The sequence below is a fragment of the Nocardioides sp. P5_C9_2 genome (assembly GCF_054049555.1).
This window is the reverse complement of sequence record NZ_JBFUMD010000084.1, coordinates 1-10,262: the sequence shown is the minus strand read 5'-3', so window position 1 is coordinate 10,262 and position 10,262 is coordinate 1. Positions and strand designations below refer to the sequence as shown.

Annotated in this window: 11 protein-coding genes and 1 tRNA gene; 1 reads left to right on the top strand and 11 read right to left on the bottom strand. The window is 73.1% G+C overall.

Going from position 1 to position 10,262, the window contains the following annotated elements:
- Positions 1 to 151 precede the first annotated feature (151 nt).
- Entirely contained in the window at positions 152 to 907 is a 756-nt protein-coding gene (locus ACXJKL_RS06450; RefSeq protein ID WP_457206233.1) for a class I SAM-dependent methyltransferase, read from the top strand.
- Here the strand turns inward: ACXJKL_RS06450 and ACXJKL_RS06445 are convergent.
- The 11 genes from ACXJKL_RS06445 to eno form a co-directional block, all read right to left on the bottom strand.
- A complete protein-coding gene (locus ACXJKL_RS06445) occupies positions 879 to 1,343 on the bottom strand; it encodes a hypothetical protein (protein ID WP_457206232.1) in 465 nt (154 codons plus the stop codon). The genes ACXJKL_RS06450 and ACXJKL_RS06445 overlap by 29 nt on opposite strands.
- Before the next feature lie 114 nt (positions 1,344 to 1,457).
- Positions 1,458 to 1,531: transfer RNA gene (locus ACXJKL_RS06440), tRNA-Leu, on the bottom strand.
- 21 nt (positions 1,532 to 1,552) lie between these two features.
- The gene (locus ACXJKL_RS06435; RefSeq protein ID WP_457206231.1) at positions 1,553 to 2,092 is read right to left on the bottom strand and encodes a peptide deformylase; all 540 of its coding nucleotides are present in this window, start codon (positions 2,090 to 2,092) and stop codon (positions 1,553 to 1,555) included.
- A gap of 14 nt (positions 2,093 to 2,106) precedes the next feature.
- Complete coding sequence (locus tag ACXJKL_RS06430; RefSeq protein ID WP_457206230.1) at positions 2,107 to 2,625, bottom strand: glycine cleavage system protein R; 519 nt, start codon at positions 2,623 to 2,625, stop codon at positions 2,107 to 2,109.
- Positions 2,622 to 3,476 (bottom strand): uracil-DNA glycosylase, encoded by an 855-nt coding sequence (locus ACXJKL_RS06425; protein WP_457206229.1) that lies wholly within the window; start codon positions 3,474 to 3,476, stop codon positions 2,622 to 2,624. The genes ACXJKL_RS06430 and ACXJKL_RS06425 overlap by 4 nt, the downstream gene beginning before the upstream one ends.
- Positions 3,477 to 3,487: 11 nt before the next feature.
- Positions 3,488 to 4,417, bottom strand: a complete 930-nt coding sequence (locus tag ACXJKL_RS06420; RefSeq protein WP_457206228.1) for a Ppx/GppA phosphatase family protein — start codon at positions 4,415 to 4,417, stop codon at positions 3,488 to 3,490.
- 42 nt (positions 4,418 to 4,459) lie between these two features.
- Entirely contained in the window at positions 4,460 to 6,244 is a 1,785-nt protein-coding gene (gene betA, locus ACXJKL_RS06415) for a choline dehydrogenase (RefSeq protein ID WP_457206227.1), read from the bottom strand.
- On the bottom strand, positions 6,241 to 7,746 hold the full coding sequence (locus tag ACXJKL_RS06410; RefSeq protein ID WP_457206226.1) for an aldehyde dehydrogenase family protein: 1,506 nt from the start codon (positions 7,744 to 7,746) through the stop codon (positions 6,241 to 6,243). The genes betA and ACXJKL_RS06410 overlap by 4 nt, the downstream gene beginning before the upstream one ends.
- 114 nt (positions 7,747 to 7,860) lie before the next feature.
- Positions 7,861 to 8,406, bottom strand: coding sequence for a DUF501 domain-containing protein (locus ACXJKL_RS06405; RefSeq protein ID WP_457206225.1), 546 nt, complete (start codon positions 8,404 to 8,406; stop codon positions 7,861 to 7,863).
- Complete coding sequence (locus ACXJKL_RS06400) at positions 8,403 to 8,996, bottom strand: FtsB family cell division protein (protein WP_457206224.1); 594 nt, start codon at positions 8,994 to 8,996, stop codon at positions 8,403 to 8,405. The genes ACXJKL_RS06405 and ACXJKL_RS06400 overlap by 4 nt, the downstream gene beginning before the upstream one ends.
- An 18-nt stretch (positions 8,997 to 9,014) precedes the next feature.
- Positions 9,015 to 10,262: phosphopyruvate hydratase (gene eno, locus ACXJKL_RS06395; protein ID WP_457206223.1), on the bottom strand; the 1,248-nt coding region annotated here is incomplete at its 5' end.

Below are 10,262 nucleotides of genomic sequence, written 5' to 3'. Positions count from 1 at the left end.
GACGTACCTCGCGCCAACCTGCCGGTGCGGTCGCCCGCGGCGTACCCCAGCGCGCCCGARCCGCCCGGTCGGCACGATCCAGCGCGCCCGAACTGCCCGGTCGGCGGCCTGTAGCGTGGCGCACGCGCCCGCTCTGCCTCCGGGAGGACCCGTGAAACGCCACCAGCTGCTCCGCGCGCTGCACTCCCTCGTCGCGCCTCGGACCTACCTCGAGACCGGCGTCAACCGCGGCGCCAGCATGGGTCTGTCGCGGGTCCCCAGTGTCGGTATCGACCCGGCGTTCCGCGTCGTCACCGAGCTGCAGGCCGACGTCCACCTCGCGCGCACCACGAGCGACGAGTTCTTCGCTCGCCGTCATCCGCTCGCTCACCTGCCGGTCCCCGTCGTGGACCTGGCGTTCATCGACGGCATGCACCTCGCGGAGTACGCCCTGCGCGACGTCCTCGCCGTCGAGCGCTTCACCCTGCCGACCAGCGTCATCGTGCTCGACGACATGCTTCCCCGCACGGTCGAGGAGGCGAGCCGCAGGCGCACGACGCGCGGCTGGACGGGAGACGTCTACAAGGCAGCCACGGCCCTGCGTCGGCTCCGCCCCGACCTGCTGGTGCTCGACGTGGACACCAGCCCCACGGGCACGTGCGTGGTGCTCTTCCCGGACGCGAGGCGAGGAGGCGTCCTGGAGGGCTACGACGAGTGGGTCGCCACCGAGGCCGTGCGTCCCGACCCCCAGCCGGTGCCGGAGGCGGTGCTCGGGCGCACGCGTGCGCTCGACCCGGAGGTGCTGCTCGCCAGCCCGGGCTGGAAGCGGCTGCCCGACCTGCGCCGGTCGGCACGTCCGGGCCACGACGAGGAGGTCCGTGCGGCGTTCGCCGACCTCGTCAGCGTGCGCCCGGCAGGCGTCGGCTGAGGTCGCCCTTCGCCCGCCCCAGGAGCGAACGCACCCGCTGCACCGGCCTGCGCCCGAGGGGAGACCTCCGGTGCGGCGTCGGGAGCCGGGACGGCAGTGCCTCCGCGCCCCACAGCAGCACCAGCGGTCGTGCGCCCTGCACGAGCAGCCGGCAGCCGAGGGGCCGTTCGTCACCCGCGCCCTCGAGGCACACGGCGTACGTGCCGTCGGTGAGGGTCGACCGCTCGAACCGCACGGCGCCACGCCGCCCGCGGTCATCGTCCACCAGGGCGAGGGTGCCGCGCCGGACACCGCTCTCACCGCGGAGGACGACGGTGACCCCGTCCGCGATCACGGGACCGGGGTCGGCCAGGACGACCTCGACCTCCCCTCCCACGAGACGGGCGAAGCTGTCGACGAGGTCGACCTCGGCGACGGGCGGATCCGACTGGCCCACGGATGCTCCTCGGATTCAGGCGTGCGGTGCACAGCAGCCTAGCCACCGGCCGGCGACGTGGACACGCTGGAGAAGACGGTGGTGCGACGAGATGGTGTGCGAACGAGATGGAGGTGCCCCGACTGGGACTCGAACCCAGACTGCGCGGTTTTTAAGACCGCTTCCTCTGCCGATTGGGATACCGGGGCGAGTGGCGTGCCGTCAGGCGGTCACAGGTAGGTCTTGCGAGCGTAGATCGCGTGCGCCCCCGCCGCGCGGTCGAGGAAGAGCAGGCCGTCGCAGTGGTCGATCTCGTGCTGGAGCGCACGGGCCTCGAAGGCGGTGGCCTGGAGGGTGACCTCCTCGCCGGTGCCCGGGAGCTGACCACGGACGACGACGCGGGTCGGGCGCTTCACGTCACCGGTGAGGTCGGGGACGCTCATGCAGCCCTCGCGCGCCTTCTCGTTGCGGCTCGACTCCACCACCTCGGCGTTGCACAGCACGAAGGTCCCGTGGTGGTCGCGGGTCTTGGGATGCTGCGACACGTCGACGCAGAACACCTTCAGGCCCTCCCCCACCTGCGGCGCCGCGAGGCCGACGCACCCGGGCGAGACCCGCATCGTCGCCACCAGGTCAGCAGCGAGCCGCACGGTTTCCGGTGCGGTGGGGTCGACCCGGTCGCCGTCGGTCGACAGCACGCGGGCGGGCGCTCGTACGACGTCGCGGACGCGCCCGGCGACGTCGAGGTCGGCCTCCGTCCAGGCCGCCACGCGGGGATGGACGCTCACAGCTCGTCGGACTCCGCCGGACGCAGGGTCACGCCGACGCCCAGCTGGTCGGCCACCGAGCGCAGCGCCACCGCGAGGGAGTCGGTGTCCACCGAGACCGGCAGGTCGACCTCGGCGATGAGCAGGTAGAGGTCGCCGGCCAGGCGGGTGGTGAGGTCGGTGACGTTGCCCCCGACCTCGGCGATCTCGCCGATGACTGCTGACACGATGCCCGGCCGGTCACCGCCGTGGACGGTCAGCACCCACTGGCTGCCGACCGGCGGGTGCGGCTGCTCCTCCGGGACCTCGCGGACCGTGACCGTGAGGGTGCCGTCGGCGGCCAGCGGCGCCAGCGCCTCCTCGATGTCGGCCGCACGCGCGTCGCCGGCACACACCAGGGTCATCGCGAAGTGGCCACGGAGCAGCGTCATCGACGAGTCCTCGAGATTGAGGCCCAGGCCGGCGATCCGGTCCGTCGTGCCGGCGATGATCCCCGGGCGGTCGTGGCCGAGGACGGTGATGGCGTGGAGGGTCACCGCTCCATCCTGTCAGGGTCCGGGCCTCCGCCCGCTGCCAGCGCCCGCGCCCGGCGGAAGACGGCGTCGAGCATGTCCGGGGTGAGCCGACCCGTGAACGTGTTGTGCTGCGAGGGGTGGTAGCACCCGAGCAGGGTGACGTCACCGATGCGCACCTCGGCCGCGTGGCCGAACCGGGGCCGCGGTCGCGGGACCTCGAGCCCGAGACCGGCCAGCCCGGTGAGCGACCCCGCCCAGCCGTAGGCACCGAGCGCGACGACGACGCGGACGTGGGGCGCCAGCAGCCGCAGCTCGGTGTGCAGCCACGGGGCGCAGGTGTCCCGCTCCTCCGGCGTCGGCCTGTTGTCCGGCGGCGCACACCGGACGGTGGCCACCACCCGCGTGCCCACCAGCCGCTGGCCGTCGCCGGCGTGGGTGCTCGTCGACAGCGTCGCCAGCCCGACCCGGTGCAGGCTGGCGAAGAGCCAGTCTCCGCTCGAGTCGCCGGTGAAGACGCGGCCGGTGCGGTTGCCGCCGTTGGCGGCGGGGGCCAGCCCGACGACGAGGATGCCGGCCTCCGGGTCGCCCCAGCCCGGGATCGGTCGCCCCCAGTACGGCTGGTCGGCGAAGGAGGCCCGCTTGTCGCGCGCCACGTCCTCGCGCCACCGCACCAGGCGCGGGCAGGCCGAGCAGACGCTCACCCGGGCCTCGAGCGAGCCGAGGTCGTCGGTCACCGCCAGGCGTCGTACGCCGCCCGCGGTGCGCGCCACCCGGGTGTCGGCCGCCGCGGGGTCCTCGGGCCAGCCGGTGCCCGGCGGGACCGGGGACGCGAACGGCCGGCCGGTGAGCGGGTGCGGCAGGTCGACGGGCACGGGGCGCTCCCTCAGGCCCCGGCCGACGTGCCGATGGAGGCCGCGATGCCGTGCAGGATGTCGGCCTCGGAGACGCGGTAGGTGCGCACCGACGCACGCGCCAGGATGCGAGCCCAGATCAGCGCCCCGGCACCGACCACGTCGGCGCGGCCCGGGTGCATGTAGGGCAGGGCCCGCCGCTCGTCGACGCTCATCGCCACCAGCCGGTCGCAGAACGCCAGCGTGTCCGCGACGGAGAGCTCGGCGCCGTCGAAGGCATCCCGGTCGTACGCGGTCAGGCCCAGGACGCCGCACGCGATCGTCTTGATCGTCCCCGACGTGCCGATGACGGTGCGGGCTCTTCCGACCCCGACGGGCGAGTCGTCGAGGTGGCGCCCGACGTCGGCGACGCACGCGGCGACCTGCGCGCCGGTTGGCGGGTCGGAGTGCAGGTGGCGCTCGTGGAGGCGGACCGACCCGATGTCCATCGAGGTCGACTCCTGCGGCCCGTCCTCGCCGAGGACCAGCTCGGTGGAGCCACCCCCGATGTCGACGACCAGCACCGGCTCGGCGGGCATCGGGGTGAGCGGGCCGACCGCGCCGGCGTACACCAGCGCGGCCTCCTCGGCACCGCTCAACACCTCAGGGTCCACGCCGAGGCGGGCGCGCACGCCCTCGACGAAGACGGCGGCGTTGCGGGCGTCGCGGGTGGCGGAGGTGGCGCAGAAGCGGGTGCGCCCGGGCGGCACCCCGTGCTGTCGCAGCACCTCGGCGAGCTCGTCGATCGCCACGAAGGTGCGGGCCAGCGCCTCGTCGGACAGCTCGCCGGTCGTGTCGACGCCCTGTCCCAGGCGCACGACGCGCGACTCGCGCCACACGACCTCGGGCGGCGTGCCGATCAGCAGCTTGATCGAGTTGGTGCCGCAGTCGATGGCGGCCACGGTCCGGGTGTCGTCAGGCACGCGGCACATTCTGCACGGGGCACCGCGCGCTCGTGCCGAGGCTCATGACTGCTCCTCCGTACGCCGGGCGGCACGGACCCCGGCCGCGCTCGGGAGGTCGCGCGGGGCGTTCCACGCGTCGTTGCGTGCGTCGCCGGGTGGGTACGGCGGGTCGCCGGCACCGTGGCGGTACCACGGCACCGCCAGGCTGGGGAGCGGTGTGTTGCCGGCGATGAGGTCGGCAGCCTTCTCGGCCACCATCATCACCGGCGCGTAGATGTTGCCGTTGGTCACGAAGGGGAAGACCGAGGCGTCGACGACCCGCAGGCCCTCCGTGCCGTGCACCCGCATGGTGGACGGGTCGACGACGGCCTGGTCGTCGGTGCCCAGCTTGGCGGTGCACGAGGGGTGCAGCGCGGTCTCCCCGTCCCGGCGCACCCACTCGAGGATCTCCTCGTCGGTCTCCACCGATGCCCCCGGCGAGATCTCGCCGCCGCTGAAGGAGGCGAAGGCGGGCTGCTCGAGGATGCCGCGGGCGGCGCGGACCATCTCGACCCACTCCCGCTGGTCGTTCTCGGTGGAGAGGTAGTTGAAGAGGATGGAGGGGTGCTCGTAGGGGTCGGTCGAGCGGATCCGCACGTGGCCGCGCGTGTCGGCGTACATCGGGCCGATGTGCACCTGGTAGCCGTGGATGCCGTGCTCGGTCTCGGCCGGCTTCGACCCGTCGTACCGGATGGCGATCGGCAGGAAGTGGAACATCAGGTTGGGCCACTCGACGTCGTCGTTGGAGCGGATGAACCCCCCGGCCTCGAAGTGGTTGGAGGCCCCCACCCCGCGGCGGCCGAAGAGCCACTCCGCGCCGACCCGCGGCTTGTGGCGGTGGGCCAGCCACGGGGCGATGGAGACCGGCTGGGTCGAGGCGTACTGGACGTAGACCTCGAGGTGGTCCTGCAGGTTGCTGCCCACGCCGGGCAGCTCCACGCGAGGCTGGACGCCGGCGACCCGCAGGACCTCGGGGTCGCCGATCCCGGCCAGCTGCAGCAGCTGCGGYGAGTTGAAGGCGCCGCCGCAGAGGACGACCTCCCCGGCGGAGACCGAGCGGTGCAGGCGCCCGCCCCGCGTGTAGTCGACCCCGGTGCAGCGGGTGCCCTCCATGCGGAGCCCGGTGACCATCGCCAGCGTCTCGATCGTGAGGTTCCCGCGGCCCCGGACGGGATGGAGGTAGGCACGCGCGGCGGAGAGCCGCCGGCCTCGGTGGACGTTGCGGTCGAACTTGGCGAAGCCCTCCTGCCGGTAGCCGTTCACGTCGTCGGTCAGCGGGTAGCCGGCCTGCTGCACGGCCTCGAAGAACGCGCCGAACAGCGGCGTGCTCGCGGGACCCCGCTCCGTCACCAGGGGACCGGACCCGCCCCGCCAGGCGTCCGCGCCGGTGCTGCCGTTCTCGAGCAGCACGGTCTCCATGCGCTTGAAGTAGGGCAGGCAGTGGGCGTAGTCCCACGCGGCCATGCCGGGCTCGGCCGCCCAGCGCTCGTAGTCCATCGGGTTGCCGCGCTGGAAGATCATGCCGTTGATCGACGAGGAGCCGCCGAGGACCTTCCCCCGGGCGTGGTAGATCCGGCGCCCGCCCATGTGGGGCTCGGGGTCCGACTCGTACTTCCAGTCGTAGAACCGGTTGCCGATCGGGTACGGCAGCGCCGCCGGCATGTGGATGAACGGATCCACGCGGAAGTCGCTGCGTCCCGCCTCGAGCACCAGCACCCGCGTGGACGGGTCGCTGCTCAGCCGGTTGCCCAGGGCCGACCCTGCCGACCCCCCGCCCACGATCACGTAGTCGTAGTGATCCTTCATGACCGCTCCCGCGTCCTGTCGGCGAACCAGCCGGCGGGGGCCGGCCGGGTGTTGTGCCACACGTGCTTGGTCTCGCGGTACTCCTCCAGCCCCGCCAGACCCAGCTCGCGGCCGATCCCGGACTGCTTGAAGCCGCCCCACTCGGCCCCCGGGACGTAGGGGTGGTAGTCGTTGATCCAGATGGTGCCGTGCCGCAGCCGACGCGCCACCCGCTCGGCGCGGCCGGCGTTCTCGGACCAGACCGCACCGGCGAGCCCGTAGACGGTGTCGTTGGCGATCGCCACCGCGGCGTCCTCGGCGGCGTCGCGGTCCGCCCCCGAGAACGTCTCGACCGTCAGGACCGGCCCGAAGGACTCGTCGCGGACGCAGCGCATCTCCCGGGTGCAGCCGTCGAGCACCGTCGGCGCGAAGTACCACCCGTCGGCGTGCTCCTCCCCCTCCGGCGGGCCGCCCCCGCAGCGCAGCGTGGCACCGTCCTCGAGGGCCTCGGCGACGTAGGTGGCGACCTTGTCCCGGTGCGCCTCGCTGATCAACGGGCCGGTCTCGGCGTCCTCGTCGAAGGGCCCGCCCAGCCGGATCTGCCGGGCCCGCGCCACGATCGCGTCGACCACCTCGTCGTGGATGCTCTCCTCGACCACGAGGCGGGCGCCGGCCGAGCACACCTGACCGGAGTCGAGGAAGATCGCGGTGAGCGCGTTGTCGATCGCGGCGGGCAGGTCGGCGTCGGCGAACACGACGTTGGGGTTCTTGCCACCCAGCTCCAGGGCGATCCGCTTCACCGTCGGCGCGGCGGCGGCCATGATCGCGCGACCGGTGACCAGGCCGCCGGTGAACGAGACCAGGTCGACGTCCTCGTGGGCGGTGAGGGTCGGGCCCACCGCCGCCCCGGCGCCGAGGACGAGGTTCGCCACGCCCGGCGGGAGCCCTTCCTCGGTGAGGACCCGCACCAGCCAGATCGAGGTGTGCGGCGTCAGCTCGCTGGGCTTGAGCACGAAGGTGTTGCCCGCGGCGAGCGCCGGGGCCACCTTCCAGCTCGTCTGCAGCAGCGGGTAGTTCCACGGCGTGATCAGGGAGCACACCCCGACCGGCTCGTGCAGGACGCGACTGGAGACGTCCGCCTGCCCGGTGTCGACGACCCGGCCCGCGTCGGCCGCGGCGAGGTCGGCGAAGTGGCGGAAGACCGCCTCGATGTCGTCGACGTCGAGCTGTGACTCCACGAAGCGCTTGCCGGTGTCGAGGCTCTCCAGCCGCGCGACCTCGTCCTTCTCGGCCACCAGGCGGTCGGCCACCCTTCGCAGGAGCGCGGCTCGCTCGAACGCCGAGGTGTGCGGCCACGGCCCCTCGTCGAAGGCGCGCCGTGCCGCTCGTACGGCGGCCGCCGCGTCGTCGGCCGTGGCCTCGGGCACCTCACCGACCTCGCTCTGGTCGGCGGGGCACCGGATCATCCGGACGCCTCCGTCCGACGCGCCGCACCATTGACCGTCGATCAGGAGTCCAGTCACGTGAACGTGACTACCACCCCACGGGGTGGTCTCGCCAGTGTGCAGTCGCATCGCGGTACGGGCGCGACGGCCCTGCCGCGGGCGGACTCCGGACGCCGGGCGCCGCAGCCGCGATCAGTCGGTGTCCGGGGCTTCCCGTCCGACGCAGGGACCGGTGGCCCACCACTCGCCGAGCAGGTCGAGCACCTCGTCGCCGAGCGGGTTGACGCCGCGACCCTGGGCGAGCGACTGCCCGGCGAGGACGTGCAGGCACTTGACCCGGTCGGGCATCCCGCCCGCGGTGATCCYCGCGATCTCGGGGACGTCCTGCCCGGCGCCGGCAGCGAGTCCGTCCCGCGCGGCCAGGTAGGCCTCGTGGGCCTTCCGGTAGGCCACCGCCAGCTCGGGATCCTCGGCGAGGCGGTCCTGCATCTCCTTCATCAGCCCCGACCCCTCGAGGGTGCCGATGCGGGAGGCCGCGCGCGGGCAGGTGAGGTAGTACGTCGTGGGGAACGGCGTGCCGTTCGGCAGCCGCGGCAGCGTCGTCACCACGTCGGGGTTGCCGCACGGGCAGCGGTGCCCGATCTCGTGGATGGCGCGGGGCTCCCGGCCGAGCTGGGCCGCCACGGCGGCGACGTCGGCGGGGTCGATGGGCTCGGCAGGGTCGATCGGTGGGGTCACTGCTGTCCGGACCTGTCCAGCTTGACACCGTCGATGACCGACGGGGTCTCGGGCTGGGGCGGGGGCGGGTTGCCGGCGAGCTCGACGGAGTCCCAGGCCGGCGACCACCACGGGGTCGGCTCGATCTTGAGCACGTCGTCGGGGTCGTTGAGGGTGGCCTGCTGCTCGAGCGGACGGCCGTTCTCGTCCAGCACCTGGAAGCCGGTCTCCCCGGGCATCAGGTAGCCGAAGCGGGCGCGCGCCTGGGCCTTGACGTACGCCGGGTCCTCCCAGCGCTGCTTCTCGCGCTCGAGGTCGTTGATGCTCGACTCCCGCTCGGCGATGGCCGTCTTGAGCTCGGAGATGTGGGAGCGCTGCTGGAGGTAGGCCCGCATCGAGGAGGCGTACGAGACGGTCAGCACCGCGAGGACCAGGACGAGCACGGCCGCGCGCCCGGTGAGCCGGGGACGGCGCGGACGACCGTCCGCGCCGGGGCGCGACCCCGCCGGGGTGGACGACCGGGACACGACGGACCGGCCGCGCTGCGTGCGCGAGCCGGGCCCCGTGGTCCCACCGGGTCCACCCCGGGGAGTCCGACGCTGCTGAGCCATGGGAGCAGTCTGCCCCGATCAGGCCTTGAATCGAGGGAACGCGCCCGCGCCGGCGTAGCGAGCCGCGTCACCCAGCTCGTCCTCGATGCGGAGCAGCTGGTTGTACTTCGCGACGCGCTCGGAGCGGGCCGGGGCGCCGGTCTTGATCTGGCCGCAGTTCGTGGCGACGGCGAGGTCGGCGATGGTGGTGTCCTCGGTCTCGCCCGAGCGGTGGCTCATCATGCAGCGGAAGCCGTTGCGGTGCGCGAGGTCGACCGAGTCGAGGGTCTCGGTGAGGGAGCCGATCTGGTTGACCTTGACCAGCAGGGCGTTGGCCGACTGCTCGTCGATGCCCCGACCGAGGCGCTCCACGTTGGTGACGAACAGGTCGTCGCCGACGATCTGGGTGGTGTCCCCGAGCTGGGCGGTGAGGGTCTTCCACCCGGACCAGTCGTCCTCGTCCAGCGGGTCCTCGATGGAGACGATCGGGTACGCCGCGACGAGCTCGGCGTAGTAGGCCGTCATCTCGTCGGCCGACTTCTTCTTGCCCTCGAAGGAGTACTTCTTGCGGTCGTGGAACTCGCTGGCCGCCACGTCGAGGGCCAGCGCGATGTCCTTGCCGAGCTTGAGGCCGGCGGACTTGACGGCCTCGGCGATCAGGTCGAGCGCGGCACGGTTGGAGGAGAGGTCGGGGGCAAAGCCGCCCTCGTCGCCGAGCCCGGTGGCCAGGCCCTTCTTCTTCAGCACCGCCTTGAGCGCGTGGTAGACCTCGGCACCCTGCTGCAGCGCCTCGGCGAAGGTCGCCGCGCCGATCGGGGCGATCATGAACTCCTGGATGTCGACGTTGGAGTCCGCGTGCGAGCCGCCGTTGAGGATGTTCATCATCGGGACGGGCAGCAGGTGGGCGTTGGGGCCGCCGACGTAGCGGAACAGGGGCAGGCCCGCCGACTCCGAGGCGGCGCGGGCGGTGGCCAGCGAGGCGCCGAGGATGGCGTTCGCGCCCAGCTTGGCCTTGTTGGGCGTGCCGTCGAGGTCGAGCATGGCCTGGTCGACGACGCGCTGGTCGTCGGCCTCCAGGCCGACGATCACCCCGGCGATGTCCTCGACGACGCCCTTGACGGCCTTCTGCACGCCCTTGCCGACGTACCGCTTGCCGCCGTCGCGCAGCTCGACGGCCTCGAAGGCGCCGGTGGAGGCGCCGCTGGGCACGGCGGCGCGGCCGAACGCGCCGTCGTCGAGGACGATCTCAACCTCGACGGTGGGGTTGCCTCGTGAGTCGAGGATCTC

Coding starts and splice junctions, on each gene's coding strand:
- ACXJKL_RS06400 (WP_457206224.1), bottom strand. CDS start 8,996: ATGGCTCAGCAGCGTCGGACTCCCCGGGGTGGACCCGGTGGGACCACG.